The 19190-nt window shown below is 70.1% G+C and carries 16 protein-coding genes; 11 read left to right on the top strand and 5 right to left on the bottom strand.

Annotated features, from left to right (window positions below; translation table 11 throughout):
• The first annotated feature begins 360 nt into the window (after window positions 1-360).
• The 4 genes from ACWD68_RS39780 to ACWD68_RS39765 all read left to right on the top strand — a co-directional run bounded on the left by ACWD68_RS39780 (window position 361) and on the right by ACWD68_RS39765 (window position 6791).
• A complete protein-coding gene (locus ACWD68_RS39780; RefSeq protein WP_451811342.1) occupies window positions 361-1764 on the top strand; it encodes a class II fumarate hydratase in 1404 nt (467 codons plus the stop codon).
• Window positions 1765-1879: 115 nt separating this feature from the next.
• On the top strand, window positions 1880-2572 hold the full coding sequence (gene fomD / locus ACWD68_RS39775) for a cytidylyl-2-hydroxypropylphosphonate hydrolase (protein WP_451811341.1): 693 nt from the start codon (window positions 1880-1882) through the stop codon (window positions 2570-2572).
• A gap of 397 nt (window positions 2573-2969) precedes the next feature.
• The gene (locus tag ACWD68_RS39770) at window positions 2970-5147 is read left to right on the top strand and encodes a SpoIIE family protein phosphatase (protein WP_451811340.1); all 2178 of its coding nucleotides are present in this window, start codon (window positions 2970-2972) and stop codon (window positions 5145-5147) included.
• Between the two features lie 180 nt (window positions 5148-5327).
• Window positions 5328-6791 (top strand): catalase, encoded by a 1464-nt coding sequence (locus tag ACWD68_RS39765; protein ID WP_451811339.1) that lies wholly within the window; start codon window positions 5328-5330, stop codon window positions 6789-6791.
• A gap of 88 nt (window positions 6792-6879) precedes the next feature.
• Here ACWD68_RS39765 and ACWD68_RS39760 read toward each other — a convergent pair whose 3' ends face one another.
• Window positions 6880-9201: a transglycosylase domain-containing protein gene (locus tag ACWD68_RS39760; protein ID WP_451811338.1), complete on the bottom strand. Its 2322-nt coding sequence runs from the start codon at window positions 9199-9201 to the stop codon at window positions 6880-6882.
• A 327-nt stretch (window positions 9202-9528) separates the two neighbouring features.
• On the opposite strand from ACWD68_RS39760, the gene ACWD68_RS39755 reads away from it, so the two are divergent.
• The 5 genes from ACWD68_RS39755 to ACWD68_RS39735 all read left to right on the top strand — a co-directional run bounded on the left by ACWD68_RS39755 (window position 9529) and on the right by ACWD68_RS39735 (window position 14470).
• Window positions 9529-10425, top strand: a complete 897-nt coding sequence (locus ACWD68_RS39755) for an SPFH domain-containing protein (protein WP_451811337.1) — start codon at window positions 9529-9531, stop codon at window positions 10423-10425.
• Window positions 10422-10679 carry a hypothetical protein gene (locus ACWD68_RS39750; RefSeq protein ID WP_451811336.1) on the top strand — a complete coding sequence of 86 codons (258 nt, stop codon included), beginning with the start codon at window positions 10422-10424 and terminating at the stop codon, window positions 10677-10679. Before ACWD68_RS39755 ends, ACWD68_RS39750 begins: the two co-directional genes overlap by 4 nt.
• A 238-nt stretch (window positions 10680-10917) precedes the next feature.
• The gene (locus ACWD68_RS39745; RefSeq protein WP_351541074.1) at window positions 10918-11445 is read left to right on the top strand and encodes a PadR family transcriptional regulator; all 528 of its coding nucleotides are present in this window, start codon (window positions 10918-10920) and stop codon (window positions 11443-11445) included.
• A gap of 5 nt (window positions 11446-11450) precedes the next feature.
• A complete protein-coding gene (locus ACWD68_RS39740; RefSeq protein ID WP_451811335.1) occupies window positions 11451-12140 on the top strand; it encodes an ABC transporter ATP-binding protein in 690 nt (229 codons plus the stop codon).
• Window positions 12137-14470 (top strand): ABC transporter permease, encoded by a 2334-nt coding sequence (locus ACWD68_RS39735; protein WP_451811334.1) that lies wholly within the window; start codon window positions 12137-12139, stop codon window positions 14468-14470. The genes ACWD68_RS39740 and ACWD68_RS39735 overlap by 4 nt, the downstream gene beginning before the upstream one ends.
• A 67-nt stretch (window positions 14471-14537) precedes the next feature.
• Here ACWD68_RS39735 and ACWD68_RS39730 read toward each other — a convergent pair whose 3' ends face one another.
• The 4 genes from ACWD68_RS39730 to ACWD68_RS39715 all read right to left on the bottom strand — a co-directional run bounded on the left by ACWD68_RS39730 (window position 14538) and on the right by ACWD68_RS39715 (window position 17739).
• Window positions 14538-14966 (bottom strand): hypothetical protein, encoded by a 429-nt coding sequence (locus ACWD68_RS39730; protein ID WP_451811333.1) that lies wholly within the window; start codon window positions 14964-14966, stop codon window positions 14538-14540.
• A 4-nt stretch (window positions 14967-14970) separates the two neighbouring features.
• Window positions 14971-15393, bottom strand: a complete 423-nt coding sequence (locus ACWD68_RS39725) for a roadblock/LC7 domain-containing protein (RefSeq protein WP_451811332.1) — start codon at window positions 15391-15393, stop codon at window positions 14971-14973.
• 53 nt (window positions 15394-15446) lie between these two features.
• Window positions 15447-16505 (bottom strand): MarR family transcriptional regulator, encoded by a 1059-nt coding sequence (locus tag ACWD68_RS39720; RefSeq protein ID WP_451811331.1) that lies wholly within the window; start codon window positions 16503-16505, stop codon window positions 15447-15449.
• Between the two features lie 178 nt (window positions 16506-16683).
• Window positions 16684-17739, bottom strand: coding sequence for a LysR substrate-binding domain-containing protein (locus ACWD68_RS39715; RefSeq protein WP_451811330.1), 1056 nt, complete (start codon window positions 17737-17739; stop codon window positions 16684-16686).
• 174 nt (window positions 17740-17913) lie between these two features.
• Between ACWD68_RS39715 and ACWD68_RS39710 the strand changes: the two genes are divergently transcribed.
• Together ACWD68_RS39710 and ACWD68_RS39705 are read left to right on the top strand one after the other, a co-directional pair.
• On the top strand, window positions 17914-18468 hold the full coding sequence (locus tag ACWD68_RS39710) for a peroxiredoxin (protein WP_451811329.1): 555 nt from the start codon (window positions 17914-17916) through the stop codon (window positions 18466-18468).
• A gap of 6 nt (window positions 18469-18474) precedes the next feature.
• On the top strand, window positions 18475-19008 hold the full coding sequence (locus ACWD68_RS39705; protein ID WP_266762281.1) for an alkyl hydroperoxide reductase: 534 nt from the start codon (window positions 18475-18477) through the stop codon (window positions 19006-19008).
• Window positions 19009-19190: the final 182 nt, after the last annotated feature.

Raw genomic sequence — 19190 nt, 5'->3', positions numbered from 1 at the left:
CGAAGAAGCCCTCGACTGCGCCTGCGGCCTCTACCTCAACGACCCCACCGCCTGGACCACACCACCCTCCACGAACTAACGCGGAGCAGCACTAGTGCGGGGCCCGTACGGCGTCCCGGGTGACGCCGTACGGGTGGCACGGGTGACGCCGTACGAGTGACGCGGGTGACGCCGTACGGGTGACGTCGTACGGGGTGCCCTGTGCGAGGCCCCGCAGGACGGGTGAACGGCTGCCGACACGGCGGCCGTTCGTTCGTCACCGTCCTTCCGGCACTGGGCCGCACGGACCAACGGCTCCGTGCGCGCCGGGCGGGAACAGCCGCGGGCTCCGCGATGCTGTCCCCCAAGGAGGTGTCACCAATGGCAGATGGCCAGGGCGAAGGCGCGTACCGGATCGAGCACGACTCCATGGGTGAGGTGCGGGTGCCCGCGGAGGCGAAATGGCGGGCGCAGACGCAGCGTGCCGTGGAGAACTTCCCGATCTCGGGGCAGCACCTCGAGCGCGCGCACATCGAGGCCCTCGCCCGGATCAAGGCGGCCGCCGCGAAGGTGAACGGCGAGCTGGGCGTGATCGACAAGGACGTCGCGGAGGCCGTCCAGGAGGCTGCCGCCGAGGTCGCCGAGGGGCGCTGGGACGCGCACTTCCCGGTCGACGTCTTCCAGACGGGCTCCGGGACGTCCTCCAACATGAACACCAACGAGGTCATCGCCACGCTCGCGACCGAGCGGCTGGGCCGGGACGTCCACCCCAACGACCACGTGAACGCGTCGCAGTCGAGCAACGACGTGTTCCCGTCCTCGATCCACATCGCCGCCACCGCCGCCGTGACCCGTGACCTGGTGCCCGCGCTGGAGCACCTCGCGGCCGCCCTCGGCCGCAAGTCGGAGGAGTTCGCCGACGTGGTGAAGTCGGGGCGCACCCACCTCATGGACGCGACACCGGTGACCCTCGGGCAGGAGTTCGGGGGGTACGCGGCCCAGGTGCGGTACGGGGTGGAGCGGCTCCGGGCCTCGCTGCCGCGCCTGGCCGAACTGCCGCTCGGCGGCACGGCGGTGGGGACGGGGATCAACACACCGCCCGGGTTCTCCGCCACGGTGATCGCGGAGGTGGCGCGGTCGACCGGGCTGCCGCTGACCGAGGCCCGCGACCACTTCGAGGCGCAGGGGGCGCGCGACGGGATCGTGGAGACGAGCGGTCAGCTCAGGACCATCGCCGTCGGCCTGACCAAGATCGCGAACGATCTGCGGTGGATGGCCTCCGGGCCACGCACCGGACTGGCCGAGATCAGCCTCCCGGATCTCCAGCCGGGGTCCTCGATCATGCCGGGCAAGGTGAACCCGGTGATTCCCGAGGCGGTGCTGATGGTCGCCGCGCAGGTGACGGGGAACGACGCGACCGTCGCCGTGGCGGGCGCGGCGGGGAACTTCGAGCTCAACGTCATGCTGCCGGTGATCGCCAGGAACGTCCTGGAGTCGGTCCGGCTGCTCGCGAACGTCTCGCGGCTGCTCGCCGACCGCACGGTGGACGGAATCGTCGCGCACCGGGAGCGGGCGCGCGAGTACGCGGAGTCGTCGCCGTCCGTGGTGACACCGCTGAACAAGTACATCGGGTACGAGGAGGCCGCCAAGGTCGCCAAGAAGGCGCTCGCGGAACGGAAGACGATTCGCGAGGTCGTGCTGGAGTCGGGGTACGTGGAGCGCGGAGACCTGACCCTGGAACAGTTGGACGAGGCGTTGGATGTCCTGCGGATGACGCACCCGTAACAGCCCGCGTCCGTGGAAAAACGCCTGATGACGGCTTCGTAACAGCAGTTCACCGATCGCGGGAACCGTGACGCGTGCCGCAGCGTCGCATGCCCGGGGCACCTAATATCTGGTCATGGCAGAGGGTGGAGCGGTGAGACGGGCGGAAGCGGGCGGGCCGGCGGCGTACTGGAAGCCCGGGAGTCAGATCCTGTGGCGGTACCGGGAGAACGCCGGCGAGCGCGTCCACATCTGCCGCCCCGTGACGGTCGCACGCGACGACGCCGAACTGCTCGCGGTATGGATGGCGCCGGGCACGGAGTGCGTGAAGCCCGTGCTCGCCGATGGTTCGCCGGTGCACGGGGAGCCGCTGGAGTCGCGCTACACCAAGCCGCGCGCGGTGCGGCGCGACCGCTGGTTCGGGACCGGGGTGCTGAAACTGGCGCGCCCGGGCGACGCCTGGTCGGTGTGGCTGTTCTGGGAGCCGGGCTGGCTTTTCAAGAACTGGTACGTGAATCTGGAGGCTCCGCTGACCCGTTGGGCGGGCGGGGTGGACTCCGAGGATCACTTCCTCGACATCTCGGTCCACCCGGACCGGAGTTGGCACTGGCTCGACGAGGACGAGTTCGCGATGGCGCAACGGGCCGGTCTGATGGATGCTCAACTGGCGACACGCGTACGGGAGGCGGGGTGGTCGGCGGTGGAGGTGATCCGCGCGTGGGGCGCGCCGTTCTCGGACGGCTGGCAGCACTGGAGGCCCGATCCGGGCTGGCCGGTTCCCGTTCTGCCGGATGACTGGGACCGTACGCCCGCGCACGTGTCCTCATGAGACCCTTGATGCGCCCCCGTGGTACAACCGTAGGATCGTCTTCCGCAAGGGCGCACGGCAGCAACAACTCCCGCAGGATGAGCCGAGCTTGACCATATGTCACCGAGGGGCGGCAGGACGTGAGCGAGGGGTACGAGGCGTACGGCGGCGTGGCCGGCCAGGGACCGGTCGCACCGCGCGGGCTCGCCGGCACGGCCGCGCGGGCGGGTGCCAGGGCCGCCGACCAGCTGTCGGAACAGGTCGTTTCCGGCCGTCGGCGGGCCGTATCGTGCCGGGCGACGGCTGTCCTTGCCGTCGGACTCGGCCCTGATGACGCGCAGAATCCGTTCCTGGGGCACACATTCCGGGTATCGGGGCTGCGGGACGAACTGCACGCACGGCGCGCAGCCCCGGACGGATGGATTCGACACGCGTGACGGAGCACCCCACCTCGCACGAGCGCCGGCAGAGCGGCGCCGGCCGGCCGCCCGCCCCCGCGGACCCTCGCGGGGCGCTCCTGCGTACCTCGGAGCAGCCGTCCCAGCTGCCGGGTTCCGGCGCGTTACCGGTACAGGCCCGTCCGGGCGACGCCCCGAGGAGTTCGGGCAAGGCCACGCCGCGCGGCAAGCGCGGCAAGGCCGGCGGTCAGGCGTCCCCGGACGCCGGCATGTCCGCGTCCTCCGGCACGGACGCGCCCACGCCGTCGTCCGCCTCGCCCGGACCCGGTCCTGAGCATTCCCAGCCTTCGGTGACCGAGCCCGATCCGCACCGCCCGCGCCCCGCGCCGGAGAGCATCCCGATCCAGCCGGACGCGGAGCAGGACCGTTCCTCGCGGACCTCCGGCGGCAAGGAGCGCCGTAGCGGGCAGAGCCTGCCGCAGGGCGGTCCGATGCCGATGCGGCGCGACGGGGACCGGCTGCGCTTCGTGGGCGCCGCGACCCGGCGGATCGCCCGGGGCATCGACCTCGACGAGATCGTGATGGGGCTCTGCCGGGCCACCGTGCCGACCTTCTCGGACGCGATCCTCGTCTATCTGCGCGACCCGCTGCCGGTCGGCGACGAGCGGCCGACCGGGCCTCTCGTGCTGCGGCTGCGGCGTACCGACCGGATTTCCGAGGAGCGGGACACCGAGAGCGGCTTCCTGTCCGCGCTGCGGCCGGAGCCCAGTGAGCTGTCGGCGATGACGGCCGAGCTGTGCGAGGTGCGTCCCGGTGGCGCCCTCGCCGAGGTGCTGCGCGGTGTCCGGCCGGTGTTCGCGGACGCGCCCGCGGCCCGGGCCGCGCTGCCCGAGCTGCTCGGCGACGATCTGCCGGTCCCGAGCGGGCAGCGTGCGATCCTCGCCCCGCTGCGCGGCCGGCGCCGGGTGATCGGCGCGGCGCTGTTCCTGCGCCGCCCGGAGCGTCTCGCCTTCGAGGCGGACGATCTGCTGGTCGCCGCCCAGCTCGCCACGCACAGCGCGCTCGGCATCGACAAGGCGGTGCTGTACGGCCGTGAGGCGTACATCGCCGACGAGCTCCAGCGCACGATGCTGCCCGAGACACTGCCGCGGCCTACGGGTGTACGGCTCGCGTCCCGCTATCTGCCGGCCGCCGAGACGGCGCGGGTGGGCGGCGACTGGTACGACGCGATCCCGCTGCCGGGCAGCCGTGTCGCCCTGGTCGTCGGTGACGTGATGGGCCACTCCATGACGTCGGCGGCGATCATGGGCCAGCTGCGGACGACGGCGCAGACCCTCGCCGGGCTCGACCTGCCGCCGCAGGAGGTGCTGCACCATCTCGACGAACAGGCGCAGCGGCTGGGCACCGACCGCATGGCGACCTGCCTGTACGCCGTCTACGACCCGGTGGCGCACCGGATCACCATCGCCAACGCGGGCCATCCGCCGCCGGTGCTGCTGCATCTGGGCGGGCGGGCCGAGGTGCTGCGGGTACCGCCGGGTGCTCCGATCGGTGTGGGCGGGGTCGACTTCGAGGCGGTGGAGCTGGACGCGCCGGCCGGGGCGACGCTGCTGCTGTACACCGACGGGCTGGTCGAGTCTCGGCTGAGGGACGTCTGGACGGGGATAGAGCAGCTGCGGGAGAAGCTCGCGGCCACCGCGGCACTGACCGGACCCGATCATCCGCCCCCGCTGGAAGCGCTGTGCGACGAGGTGCTGGACATGCTCGGCCCGGGTGACCGGGACGACGACATCGCGCTGCTCGCGGCGCGGTTCGACGGAATCGCGCCGAGCGATGTCGCGTACTGGTTCCTGGAGCCGGAGGACGCGGCGCCGGGCCGGGCCCGGAAGCTGGCCAGGCGCGCGCTGTCCCGTTGGGGTATGGAGGACATGACCGACTCCGTGGAGCTGCTGGTCAGCGAGGTCGTGACGAACGCGGTGCGGTATGCGTCACGGCCGGTGACGCTGCGGCTGCTGCGGACGGACGTCCTGCGCTGCGAGGTCGGTGACGATGTGCCTCAGCTGCCGCGGCTGCGGCAGGCGCGGGCCACGGACGAGGGCGGTCGCGGGCTGTTCCTGGTGAACCGGCTCGCGAAGCGGTGGGGGGCGACCCGGCTGAGCACGGGAAAGGTCGTCTGGTTCGAATTGAACCGGAGCTGACCGGGTACTCGTCCGGCCTCGCCCTTGGGGGCCGGGTCGGAACCGTTCCGGTGCCGGTCTCGTCCGGAGCCGTTCCGGTGCCGGACTCCGTCCCCATGTTGCCGACATGGTGTCGGCAGCGTTGACTGCTGGGGTGAGCGAAGCGACCTGACGACCTTCATCTCCGACGGGAGGACGCTCGTGACGCAGGCATCCCAGAAGGCTCCGTACACCACGAACAACGTCGGGATTCCGGTGGAGAGCGACGAACACTCGCTCACCGTCGGACCCGACGGCCCGATCCTGCTCCAGGACCACTACCTCATCGAGAAGATGGCGCAGTTCAACCGGGAGCGGGTGCCCGAGCGGGTGGTGCACGCCAAGGGCAGTGGCGCGTACGGATTCTTCGAAGTCACCAATGACGTCAGTCAGTTCACCAGGGCCGACCTGTTCCAGCCGGGCAGGCGCACCGAGATGCTGGCCCGCTTCTCGACCGTGGCGGGTGAGCAGGGTTCGCCCGACACCTGGCGCGACCCGCGCGGCTTCGCGCTGAAGTTCTACACCGAGCACGGCAATTACGACATGGTCGGCAACAACACTCCGGTCTTCTTCGTCCGTGACACGATCAAGTTCCAGGACTTCATCCGCTCGCAGAAGCGCCACCCGGCGACAGGGCTGCGCGACAACGACATGCAGTGGGACTTCTGGACGCTCTCGCCCGAGTCGGCGCATCAGGTGACCTGGCTGATGGGCGACCGGGGCATCCCGAAGACGTACCGCCACATGAACGGCTACAGCTCCCACACCTACATGTGGATCAACGGCGCCGGTGAGCGGTTCTGGGTGAAGTACCACTTCAAGACCGACCAGGGCATCGAGTTCCTCACCCAGGCCGAGGCCGACGAGCTGGCGGGGACGGACGCGGACAAGCACCGCCGGGACCTGTACGAGTCGATCGAGTCCGGGAACGCGCCGAGCTGGACGCTGAAGGTCCAGATCATGCCGTTCGAGGACGCGGCGGACTACCGGTTCAACCCGTTCGACCTGACCAAGGTCTGGCCGCACGGGGACTACCCGCTGATCGACGTGGGCCGCATGGTCCTGCACAAGAACCCCGAGGACTACTTCATCCACATCGAGCAGGCCGCCTTCGAGCCCTCGAACCTGGTGCCGGGCATCGGGCCCTCGCCGGACAAGATGCTGCTGGGCCGGCTGTTCTCGTACCCCGACACCCACCGGTACCGGATCGGCCCCAACTACACCCAGCTGCCGCCCAACCGGCCGCACTCCCCGGTGAACTCGTACGCCAAGGACGGCCCGATGCGCTACGAGGCGTCGAACGCGGCCCGTCCCTACGCGCCGAACTCCTACGGCGGCCCGGCGGCCGACTACGGGCGGTTCGGTGACCCCGCGAGCTGGCAGACCGCCGGTGAGCTGGTGCGCGAGGCGTACAAGCCGCACCGCGAGGACGACGACTGGGGCCAGGCGGGCACGATGGTGCGCCAGGTTCTCGACGACGCGGCCCGCGACCGTCTGGTGGGGAACGTGAGCGGCCATCTCCAGGCCGGCGTGACCCGCCCGGTCCTGGACCGCGCCATCCAGTACTGGCGGAACGTGGACAAGGAGATCGGCGACCGGATCGCGCACAGAGTCAACGGCGGCTGACCCGGCCGGACGACGCGAGGACACGAAGAGGGGGCACCCGGAGTTCCGGGTGCCCCCTCTTACGCGTCGGGCCTTACACGCTCACGCGCTACTGCGTGTCCTGGTCGAACGGGTTGTCGGGGATGCCGTCGGTGGGCGTTCCCGTCGGTGTGGACGGGCTCGTCGTCGTCGGCTCGGTCGTCGTGGGCTCGTCCGTGGGGGTCGGCGGGCTGCTGCTGGTGGGCGGCTCCGACGACGGTTCCTCGGTGGTCGGCGTCGACGACGGCGTGTCGGACGGTGTCTCGGTGACGGTGGGGAGGTCGGTCGGCTCCACCGCCGCGCCCGACGTGGTGTTCAGGTCGAACTTGGTGACCTTGCCGCCCATGGCCCGGAAGGTGTAAGCCGCCCAGATCTGTGCCGGGTAGCCACCGCCGTTGACACGGCCGCCCTCCGCGTAGAGGCCCGTGGCGCCCTTCATGGAGACCTGGTTGTGGTTCTTCGCGTCCTCACCGAACAGCAGGACCGAGGTGACCAGGTTCGGCGTGTAGCCGGTGAACCAGGCCGACTTGTTGTTGTCGGACGTACCGGTCTTGCCGGCGACCTGCTGCCCGTTGCGGTTCGGGTTGTCCCGCACCGAGACCCGGGCCGTTCCGTCATCGACCACGCCGGTCAGCACCGAGGTGACCGTGTCGGCCGCCTCCTCGCTGATGACCCGCTCGCCGATCGGGTCCGGAATCGCGACCGTACGGTCCTTGTGCTCGGCCGAGGCGATGATCGTCGGGGTGACCTTCTTGCCGTGGTTGTCGAGCGTGGCGTACACACCCGCCATCTCCAGCGGGCTCGCGCCCATGGAGCCGAGGGTCTGCGCGGGCACCGCCTGGAGCTTCTCGGTGTCCATGCCGAGCTTGCCGGCGACCTTCAGCACCTCGTCCATGCCGACGTCGACGCCCATCTGCGCGAAGACGGAGTTGATGGACTTGTTCATCGCGGTCTGCACGGTGACGTCGCCGTAGTTGTGCTCGTCCTCGTTCGGCGGCGCGAAGGCGACGTCGCTGCCCACGACGGGACGGCGGCTGGTGCCGTCGTAGATCGTGTTCGCGGCGATCGGCCTGCCGGAGCGCGTCCTGGCATCGTCGGCGAGGGCGGCCGCGAAGATCAGCGGCTTGAACGTCGAGGCGGCCTGGTAGTCACGGCGCGTCGCGTTGTTGAAGTAGTGCTTGAAGTAGTCCTTGCCGCCGTACATCGCGAGGACCTTGCCGGTCTTGGGGTCGACCGACGCGGCACCGGCCTGGATGTTGGCGTCGACCTTGCGCTTCTTCGGGTCCAGCTTGCTGGTGAGCTGCTGCTTGACCGTCTTCTCCAGCAGGACCTGCTTCTTCTGGTCGACGTTGAGCTTGATGGTCCAGCCGCCCGCGTCGATCATGGCGTGGGCGTCGTCCAGGTCACTCGCGGAGCCCTGGGCGACGAGCTGCTTGGCCAGCTCGGCGTCGGCCGCGTCCACCAGATAGCCGGTCTGGCCCTCCATGCCGGGCGCGCCCTTGGGATCCTTGGGAACCGGGAACTTCATGCCCGCGCGCTCGCCCGAGTCGAGCCAGCCCTGTTCGACCATGTTGTCGAGGGTGTAGGCCCAGCGGGCCTTGACCAGCCTCTTGCCGGTGTCCGAGGCGACCGCCCAGTCGTACTGGCTCGGGGCCTGGAGCAGCGAGGCGAGGTAGGCGCCCTGAGCCACCTTGAGCTTGTCGGCGTCGACGCGGTAGTAGGCCTGCGCCGCCGCCTGGATGCCGTAAGCGTTGCGGCCGTAGTAGCTGGTGTTGATGTAGCCCGCGAGGATGTCCTCCTTGGACTTCTTGCGGTCCACCTTCAGCGAGATGACCAGTTCCTTCAGCTTGCGCGTGACGGTCTGGTCCTGGCTGAGGTAGTAGTTCTTGACGTACTGCTGGGTGATCGTCGAACCACCCTGCTTGCCCTTGCCGGAGAGGGTGTTGATCAGACCTCGGGCGGTGCCCTTGAGGTCGACACCCGAGTCGTTGTAGAACGACTTGTTCTCGGCGGCGACGAACGTCTTCTGGACGCTCTTGGGCACCTTGGCCAGGTCGACGATCTCTCGGTTGACCTTGCCGGTACGGCCGAGCATGGAGCCGTCGCTGTACTGGTAGATGTTGCTCTGACGCCTCGCTGCCGCGTTGCCCTCGGGCACGGACACGACCATGTAGAGCACGATGAAGGCGCCCATGCCGAGCAGGCAGACGCCGAGGAAGGTCCCGAGGAGCGACTTCCAGTTCACGAACCTGCGTATGCCGGTGCGCTTGGGCTTGCCGCCCGCCTTCGCGCCGGCGGCCCCGGGGGCCGCCGACCGATGCCCGGACGAGCGCTGGGGCGCCGCGCGGCGGCCCTGCGTCTGCCGCGCTCGTCTCTCTTCCGCTCGTCCCATGGGTCGATCCGCTCCGCTTCACTCTCGTGTGGCACACAAGTTCGTGGCTCAGGTCAGCTCAGAAAGCTAACACCGCGCGCTATGACAAAGGGCAGCCGATCCGGTCTTTTCCGGACGTGACAATCAGCACGCCCTGCGCACATGCCCCAACGAAATCGACGAGCGGGAGGGGTAGAAGGTTGCCGTGGCGGGTAAAGTGATATCACTTAGATAGACAGAAGCTATGCCGTACGAGACGGGGGACCGACCATGTCGTCACACACTTCCCACCACTCCTCATCCGCCCCGGGCGCATCCGCCGCCGGGACAGCGGGTGACGGGCCCGAGATGCCGGCGCCCCGCGTCCGGGAGTTCGCCGCGCACAGCATCGGCGGGGGGCTCGCACTGCTCCTCGGCCTTCTCGGACTGCTTCTCGGCGCCGCGCTGTGCGCCGTCGGCGGCGCGGTGGTCCACACCGGCGGCGCCCAGGCCGCACTGATCACCGCCGGCGTACTGATCGGCATCGCCGCGTTCTTCGCGATGTGCGGGCTGAACACCGTCGCGCCCGGCGAGGCCCGGGTGGTCCAGCTCTTCGGGCGCTACCGGGGCACCATCCGGCAGGACGGGCTGCGCTGGGTCAACCCGCTGACGTCCCGGACCAAGATCTCGACGCGTGTGCGCAACCACGAGACCGCCGTCCTCAAGGTCAACGACGCCTACGGCAACCCGATCGAGCTCGCCGCCGTCGTGGTGTGGAACGTCCGGGACACCGCGCAGGCGTCCTTCGAGGTGGACAACTTCCTGGAGTTCGTCGCCACCCAGACCGAGGCGGCCGTGCGCCACATCGCCATCGAGTACCCCTACGACGCCCATGACGAGGACGGCCTGTCGCTGCGCGGCAACGCCGAGGAGATCACCGAGAAGCTCGCCGTCGAACTGCACGCGCGCGTGGAGACGGCCGGCGTGCGGATCATCGAGTCGCGCTTCACGCATCTCGCGTACGCTCCCGAGATCGCCTCCGCGATGCTCCAGCGCCAGCAGGCCGGAGCGGTCGTCGCGGCGCGGCGGCAGATCGTGGACGGCGCGGTCGGCATGGTCGAGGCGGCGATCGCCCGGATCACCGAGCGCGACATCGTGGAGCTGGACTCCGAGCGGAAGGCGGCGATGGTGTCGAATCTGATGGTCGTGCTGTGCGGGGACCGCGCGGCCCAGCCCGTTCTGAACACGGGGTCCCTCTACCAGTGACGGCTCCTACGGAGGGGACCCCGCCGCGTCGGCCGCAGCAGCAGCGCAAGCAGGTGCTGCTGCGGCTCGATCCGCTGGTGTACGAGGCCCTGGCCCGGTGGGCGGGCGACGAACTGCGCTCGGCCAACGCGCAGATCGAGTTCCTGCTGCGCCGCGCGCTCGCCGAGGCCGGGCGGCTGCCCGGCGGGACGGGCCCGATCCCCCGCCGCGGGCGGCCGCCGGTGGCCGGGGAGCCGGAGGGCCCGGAGGCCTAGGTCGTGTCCGGCGCACGCGCACCCTTGCGCGCACCTGTGCCCCGACCGGCCCCGGCCCCGGGCTCCGGCTGCGCTCCGCGTGCCCGCCCCCGGGCGGCGGGACGGCTGGTTCAGAACCGTGACAATCGGCCGTGACCAGCCGGGTCTTCATCTCCGGACCCCCTCCTGTTCCCCTCCGTCATGACCTATACGCGGCACGTATACACACCATGTATACGCACTGTGTAGAGTGCTCCGCATGTCCATCGGTCACACCCTCCTAGGGCTCCTGGAGTCCGGGCCACGCCACGGTTACGACCTGAAGCGGGCCTTCGACGAGAAGTTCGGTCACGACCGGCCGCTGCACTACGGCCAGGTCTACTCGACGATGTCGCGACTGCTCAAGAACGGGCTCGTCGAAGTCGACGGGATCGAGGCGGGCGACGGGCCCGAGCGCAAGCGGTACGCGATCACCGAAGCCGGGATCACCGACGTGGAGCGCTGGCTCGCGACGCCGGAGAAGCCCGAGCCGTACCTCCAGTCGACCCTCTACACGAAGATCGTCCTCGCCCTGCTGACGCACCGCGACGCGAGCGAGCTCCTCGACACCCAGCGTTCGGAGCATCTGCGCATGATGCGCATGCTGACCGAACGCAAGCGCAAGGGCGACCTGGCCGACCAGCTGATCTGCGACCACGCCCTCTTCCATCTGGAGGCCGATCTGCGCTGGCTGGAACTGACCGCCGCACGCCTCGACAAGCTCGCCGAGGCGGTGACGGTCCGATGACCTCGATGACCCCTCCGGAGGGCTCTCTGCTCACCGCGTCGGAGTTGCGCAAGACCTACGGCCCGACCGCCGCGCTGGACGGCGCCGAGTTCTCCATCCACCCCGGCGAGGTCGTCGCCGTGATGGGTCCCTCCGGCTCCGGCAAGTCCACCCTGCTGCACTGCCTCGCCGGGATCGTCACACCCGACTCCGGCTCGATCACGTACAACGGCCGCGAGATGGCGACGATGAACGACGCCCAGCGCAGTGCGCTGCGCCGCTCCGAGTTCGGGTTCGTCTTCCAGTTCGGCCAGCTCGTACCGGAGCTGACCTGTGTGGAGAACGTCGCGCTGCCGCTGCGGCTGAACGGCAAGGGCCGCAAGGAGGCCGAGCGGGTCGCGCTGTCGTGGATGGAGAAGCTGGAGGTCGACGATCTCAAGGGCAAGCGGCCCGGTGAGGTCTCCGGCGGTCAGGGACAGCGCGTGGCGGTCGCCCGTTCACTGGTGACCGACCCGCGGGTACTGTTCGCCGACGAGCCGACCGGCGCACTCGACTCCCTCAACGGCGAGCGCGTGATGCAGCTGCTGACCGACGCGGCCCGCTCGACGAACGCCGCCGTCGTGCTCGTCACGCACGAGGCCCGCGTGGCCGCGTACTCGGACCGCGAGATCGTCGTGCGGGACGGCAGGTCCAGGGACATGGAGCGGATCGTATGAGTGCCCGCCAGTGGTCCCGTGACCTCACCATGGGCGCCAGGTTCGCGGTGACCGGGGGCCGCGAGGCCTGGGTACGGGTTCTGCTGACGGCCGTCGGGGTGGGACTCGGCGTGGCACTGCTGCTGCTCACCACGGCGATCCCGAGCGCGCTGGCCTCCCGGCACGACCGGGAGGCCGGCCGCAACGACATGACGTACAGCTCGACGGTCAAGAAGAAGTCCGACCGTACGCTGCTCGTCGCGACCTCGGACACCACCTTCCGTGACGAGGACGTACGCGGCCGGCTGCTCGAACCCGAGGGCGCCCGAGCGCCGTTGCCGCCGGGCCTGTCCGCGTTCCCGGCGGTCGGCGACATGGTCGTCTCGCCCGCTCTGGACCGACTGCTGAAGTCGCCCGAGGGCAAGCTCCTGCGCGAACGGATCTCCTACCACGTCAGCGGCACGATCGCCGAGAGCGGGCTCATCGGTCCGCACGAACTCGCCTACTACTCCGGCGCGGACGGCCTGAACGCGAGCGACCAGAGCACCGGCCGCGTCGAGCGCATCGACGGGTTCGGCTCCAGCGGGCAGTCCGAGGCGATGGACCCCGTCCTGATACTGCTCGTGCTGATCGTCTTCGTGGTGCTGCTGATGCCGGTCGGCGTCTTCATCGCCGCGGCCGTACGATTCGGCGGCGAGCGGCGCGACCGCCGGCTCGCGGCACTGCGGCTGGTCGGCGCGGACGGGCGGATGGCCCGGCGGATCGCGGCCGGCGAGGCGCTGGCCGGAGCCCTGGTCGGGCTGGTCCTCGGCGCCGGATTCTTCCTGATCGGGCGTCAGCTCGCGGGCCTGGTCATGGTCTTCAGGATCAGCGTCTTCCCCAGTGACCTCAATCCGACGCCGGCCCTGGTCGCACTGGTGGCCCTCGCGGTCCCGGCGGCCGCGGTCATGGTGACCCTCTTCGCGCTGCGCGGCGTCGTCATCGAACCGCTCGGCGTGGTGCGGACCGCGCGTCCCTCGCGGCGGCGGCTGTGGTGGCGGCTGCTGCTGCCGCTGGGCGGCCTCGCGATGCTCTACCCGATGATCGGGCAGGGGCGGACCAACGGGAACTTCAACCAGTACCTCGTCGTCGGCGGCGTCATGCTGCTGCTGGTCGGCATCACCGCGCTGCTGCCCTGGGTCGTCGAGGCGGTCGTCGCCCGGCTGAACTCCGGTGGCGTCGCCTGGCAACTGGCCATCCGCAGGCTTCAGCTGAGCAGCGGCACGGCGGCCCGCATGGTCAACGGCATCGCGGTGGCGGTGGCCGGCGCGATAGCCCTGCAGATGCTGTTCGCCGGGGTCGACGACGACTACACCAAGGTCAGCAACAACGATCTCACGCGGGCCCAGATGTCCATCGAGGTGCCGGACAAGGTCCCGATGGGCGAGGCGGTCCGGCAGATGGCCGCGACCAAGGGCGTCACACACACGACGGCCCTGGGGCGGACCGACCTGGGCGACGGGCGCGACGAACCCGAGCGCCAGTCGATGGTGACGGTCGGCGACTGTGCCGCCCTGCGGGAGGCGGCAGCGCTGCCCTCCTGCAAGGACGGCGACATCTTCGCCGTGGAGAACGCCAAGTGGGACGAGAACACGGCGGAACTCGCCAAGGCCGGCGCCAGGCTCTACCTCGACCCGTCCTACGGCTCCTCCAGCAAGGGCGAGGAGATCGCCTGGACGGTGCCGAAGGGCATCAAGCGGGCGGACTCGCGCGAGGACCCGTCGGGCAACGAGCGCGGCGGCTTCCTGTTCACGCCCGGCGCACTGCCCCAGCGGGCCGCGTCCGCGGTGCACGGGACGGTCTATCTCCGGCTCGACGAGTCGGTGCCGGACGTCCGTGAACTCGTCCGCAACAGCGCGGCGCGCATCAGCCCGCTGACCGACGCCAGCACCTGGACGGCCACGACGACGTCCGAGAAGTTCACGTCCATCCGGACGGGCCTGTTCGTCGGCGCGACCTGCGTCCTCGTGCTGATCGGCGCGAGCCTGCTGATCTCCCAGCTGGAGCAGCTGCGCGAGCGCAAGAAGCTGCTGTCGGCGCTGGTCGCCTTCGGTACCCGGCGCCGCACGCTCAGCATGTCGGTGCTGTGGCAGACCGCGATCCCGATCGGCCTGGGGCTCGGCCTCGCGATGGTCGTGGGGCTCACCCTCGGCACGGTCCTGCTGAAGATGACGGGGACCTCGGTGACCGTGGACTGGGCGGGCGTGCTGTCGATGACCGGCATCGCCGCGGGAGTCGTGCTCCTGGTGACCCTACTCAGCCTGCCGCCGCTGGTCCGTCTGATGCGGCCGGACGGGCTGCGTACGGAGTAGGACGCCGTCCGCGTCGTGCGCCACCGCCGGTGGCCCTCCCCGCCCGGGGAGGGCCACCGGTTCGCGTTCAGAGGCTGTACTCCCGTACCACGCGCCGGACTTGGGCGAAGAGCATGCCCACGTTGACCGCCTTGCGGCAGACGACCACGGCGACCACGTCCTGCTGGTCGTTCATGCGCACGAACAGATGGGTGAGGTTGTCGCTGTTGACCAGGATCTCCTGGAAGAAGTGCTGATCCGACTCGATGCCGCGACGTTCTTTGAAGACGTCCTCGATCATCTGGACCGTGCGCCCCTGGAACAGGTCGAGGGTCGCGCCCGCGAGCAGGTCCAGGACCTCCGGCGGATGGTTGTCGACGGTCTCGTACGAGAGCAGCATTCCGGTCGACATGTCGACGGCTCCGGAGGCGAGGCAGTCCGGCGCGTCGGTGCGCAGTGATTTGACCAGGCCCATGATCTGGTCGGAGAACCCCGGCGTCATTCGCTTGCTGGCCATGTCGTCATACCCCTTCGGTCGCTGTTTCGGTCATGGCCCCGACGAGCGGGCCGGGGTCTGCACCCGTGAGGATCGACTCGATGCGGCCGAGGGCCGGCCGGGTCCGCTCGTGGAGCCGTTCGAGGTCGATGCCCTCGTCGCCCAGGACGATCATCAGCGCCGTGTCTCCGACCGCGTAGAAGGCCGCGAGGCCCTGGCTGCCGTACGTCACGGTCTGGCGGAACGTGCCCCGGCCGGTCACGGCGGTCGCGCGGCGCGCGATGCCGAGGCCCGCGGCGGCGATCGCGGCGAGGCTCTCCGGGTCGATGGTGTCGGCGGTGTCCGCCGCGATGAGCATTCCGTCGGCGGCGGCCACCGCCGTATCGGTGATTCCGGGAACCTGTTCCCGGAGGCCTCTCATTTCCGTGGCCAGTGCCTCGTGATTCATTTGATGAACTCCCTGGTAATCGGGCGCATTCGATCGATGGCAGGTATGCGGTTTCAGGCACCGGAATCCGGGGTCCAGATGCGGTGCCGCAGACGGAAGAAACCTTTCCAGCTCGCCCCGGCCCTTTCGGGGGCGAGAGTTTCGGTGATTCCGCTCGCGCCGGGCTCACGGCGGGGCAGGGACGGTGCGTTCACGCCGGGCTCGCGGCGGGGCAGGGACGAAGCGGTCGCCCCGGGAGGCGGGCCGGGGAGCGGCCGGGGCTCCGGTGCCGGGCTCTCTCCGCCGGCCACCGCGGAGGCCAGGGCCGAGAACACCGTGGGGTCCATCGCGGGTGCGGCGGCCGGCGGCCGCTGCCGGAGTGTTCCTGTCGGTGGGATCCGCACGGTGACCGGGGCGGCGGACTCGGGCTCGCCCGGCAGCTCCAGCAGTCCCTCGCCGAGCATGCGGGCCATCCCCACCGTCACGGTGTAGGCGCCGAGGCCGGTCGCGAAGGCGATGTCACGGGCGGTCCGCCGGCCGTCCGCGTGGGCCAGTAACTCCTTGTGCGAAGGCGGTAGTTGATCGCGTATCTCGTCCGGAACGACGGCGGGCACGGGGCGTTCGCGGTCCGGTCGTACGGGCTGCGGCAGGGCTGCGACGGCCGCCAGCTTCCTCGCCGCGTCCTGCAGCAACCGCCCCGGCGCCTCACCGAGGGCGACCGGCGCGTACGGCTCGAAGGCGGCGTCCAGTGGGTCGCAGGCCTCCACATCACCGGCCACGACGGCGAACGCCGCGTCCTGCATCGCCATCATGCAGACGACCCGGAGCTGCGCGGCCCCCGCGTAGCCGTGCGCGATGAGCCCGGCCTCCGGCCACCGGGTGCCTCCGGACTCCCGGAGCAGTTCGGCCCACTGCTCGCCGCTGACGCGGCCGGAGCGCAGCAGTCGCGCCTCGGGTCCGGGTGCGCCCGGACTCTCGACGGCGACGACGCAGCCGTCCCTGAGATGGAATACTCCCCCGGGCCTTCCGGAGACCCGCAGTTTCCCCGTCGCCCGTGTGCTCTGGCATTCGCTCAGCGCGCCCGACAGCAGGTCGTATCCGACCCGGCCAAGGGAATCCCGAATGCCCGACATCACTCCCCTTGGAACTTCCGGCGCTTCGCACTGACGCCTGACGATTCACCCTGAGGGGGTATGTGTATCAGCCGGGGCGTATATCTCAGCGAGAGTCGCGCTACCTGACGGAAGTTGAAATTTCCCGCCTGCCGAGATGCTTCATCGGTCGTTCGAATGACCGACTATGCGCGGTGGTTCAGGCTTCCGGACCCAACACCCGTACAGGCAGCGGGCGCAGTGCCTCGCGCAGAGCCTCCGCCAGTTCCCGGTACTCCGGGCCCCGCGCGGCACCCGCCCGCATGGCGAGCGCGATCCGCCGGGTGGGCGCCGGATCCGCGAAGTATCCGGTGAGGAGCTGATTGCTGCGGGTCGTCTCCACCTTGACGGCGGTGCGCGGCAGCAGGGTCACACCGAGACCGCCGGCGACCAGCTGAACGAGGGTCGACAGGCCCGCGGCGGTGGTCGTGACGGGGGCGTCCGCGCGGCCGGCCTCACGGCAGATGTCCAGGGCCTGGTCACGCAGGCAGTGGCCCTCGTCGAGCAGCAGGAGGCGGAGTTCGCGCAGCGCCTCGCGCGGAATGCCCTCCCGGCCGCCGAGCCAGTGGTCGAGCGGGGTCACCAGCACGAAGTCCTCGTCGAACAGCGGGAGTTCGGTGACTCCGGGCATGCCGAGGGGTACCGCGAGCAGCAGCAGGTCGAGCCGCCCGACCGTGAGGCCCTCCAGCAGGCTGGCCGTCTGCTCCTCGTGCACCTGGAGGTCGAGGTCGGGGTAGCGGTCGTGGACGAGCCACAGGACGGTGGGCAGGAGGTAGGGGGCGACGGTGGGGATGACGCCGAGGCGCAGGACCCCGGTGAACGGCGCGCGCACGGCTTCCGCCTCTTCCATCAGCGCGCCGACCTCGTCCAGCACCGCCTTGGTGCGTACGGCGAGACGCTCACCGGCGGGCGAGAGGAGCACCTTGCGGGTCGTACGCTCCAGCAGGGTCACCCCGAGGATCTCCTCCAGGGCGGAGACCGCGCCGGACAGTGCGGGCTGGCTCATGCCGATCGCGGCGGCCGCGTCACGGAAGTGCAGATGCTCGGCCACGGCGGCGAAGGCGCGCAGCTGCGCGAGGCTGGGCTGGCGGCGCCCGTTCCCCTTGGCGCCCGCCCTGCCGACGGCCCCCGCCCTGCCGGGTCCCACTCTGCCGAGGGGGGAGGCCGACGCGCCCGCGCCGCCGGTGCCGCTGATGGGGCCGATGGGGCTCGCCATGGCCGTTCCTCTCGCTTCGAGTCGATATCACCGAAGGTTACTGATAGTCGCAACCGATCAACACGACCGAGTGTAGCTATTTCCCGAATCAATGCAGCCTGTGCCAACATCAAGTTCGTCCAACCCAAGGGAAAGGCCCTCAAAAGGGGCTATCCCTCGCTACAAGGAGAGCGTGTGCTCACTGTCGGTGACAAGTTCCCCCAGTTCGATCTGACCGCCTGTGTCTCCCTGGAAAAGGGCCAGGAGTTCCAGCAGATCGACCACAAGACCTACGAGGGCAAGTGGAAGATCGTCTTCGCGTGGCCCAAGGACTTCACCTTCGTGTGCCCCACCGAGATCGCGGCCTTCGGCAAGCTGAACGACGAGTTCGCCGACCGTGACGCCCAGGTGCTCGGCTTCTCCGGCGACTCCGAGTTCGTGCACCACGCCTGGCGCAAGGACCACGACGACCTGCGTGACCTGCCCTTCCCGATGATGGCCGACTCGCGGCACGAGCTCATGCGCGACCTCGGCATCGAGGGCGAGGACGGCTTCGCCAAGCGCGCCGTCTTCATCGTCGACCAGAACAACGAGATCCAGTTCTCCATGGTGACCGCCGGCTCCGTCGGCCGGAACCCGAAGGAGGTCCTGCGGGTCCTGGACGCCCTGCAGACGGACGAGCTCTGCCCGTGCAACTGGACCAAGGGCGAGACGACCCTCGACCCGGTCGCGCTGCTGGCCGGTGAGTGACCTTCCATGGCCCTCGACGAACTGAAGTCCGCCATACCGGACTACGCCAAGGACCTGCGCCTGAACCTCGGTTCGGTCATCGGCAACAGCGACCTCCCGCAGCAGCAGCTGTGGGGCACGGTGCTGGCCTGCGCGATCGCTTCGCGTTCGCCGCGCGTGCTGCGTGAGCTGGAGCCCGAGGCGAAGGCTCAGCTCTCGCCCGAGGCGTACACGGCCGCCAAGTCGGCCGCCGCGATCATGGCGATGAACAACGTCTTCTACCGGACGCGGCACCTGCTCTCCGACCCGGAGTACGGGACGCTGCGGGCCGGCCTGCGGATGAACGTCATCGGCAACCCGGGCGTGGAGAAGGTCGACTTCGAGCTGTGGTCGCTCGCCGTCTCCGCCGTCAACGGCTGCGGGCAGTGCCTCGACTCCCACGAGCAGGTGCTCCGCAAGGCGGGCGTCGACCGGGAGACAATCCAGGAGGCGTTCAAGATCGCCGCCGTCCTCCAGGCGGTCGCCGCCACGCTGGACGCCGAGGCCGTTCTCGCCGAGTAGTCCTCGCGCCGGGCGCGCCCGAACGCGCCCGAACCTTCAGGGCCCCGTCCACCTGTGCGGTGGGCGGGGCCCTGGGCGTTCTCGTCCTCCGGGCCGGCCCGGGTGAGGAGGCGACCGCGGCGCAGCATGCCAGGGGCAAGCTGACGGCCCGTGAGCGTATCGGTCTGCTGCTGGACGAGGGC

It is taken from the genome of Streptomyces sp. NPDC005141 (genome assembly GCF_053599975.1).
This window is presented reverse-complemented; position numbering and strand designations above follow the sequence as displayed.